Source organism: Psychroserpens mesophilus (genome assembly GCF_050617655.1).
GTDB classification, from domain to species: Bacteria; Bacteroidota; Bacteroidia; order Flavobacteriales; family Flavobacteriaceae; genus Psychroserpens; species Psychroserpens mesophilus_A.
Genome location: NZ_JBODQC010000270.1, coordinates 1 through 259 on the forward strand (window position 1 = coordinate 1; position 259 = coordinate 259).

1 pseudogene is annotated in these 259 nt (G+C 62.2%); it reads right to left on the minus strand.

The features are described 5' to 3' along the window. Positions 1 to 143, minus strand: a pseudogene (locus ACRHNM_RS17230) (GNAT family N-acetyltransferase); the annotation flags it as partial. Positions 144 to 259 lie beyond the last annotated feature (116 nt).

Below are 259 nucleotides of genomic sequence, written 5' to 3' on the forward strand. Positions count from 1 at the left end.
GTCCAGATTCCCTGCTGTTCACTCTCGGCGATCAGCTTCCTGAGCAGCGCTTTTCCCGTTCCCTTTCCCCTCTGGGCGGAACTCACATATACGCTCACCTCGGCCACACCGCCGTAGACGCAGCGGCCCGAGACCGGAGAGAGAGCCGCCCCCCCCGCATCCTGTCAGGATATTCCGGCTACCAGACGGACAAAGGGGAGATGTGCCCGGTCCCAGTCTTCATATGCCGGGACCCGGGTTTCAAAAGTGGCATACCCGG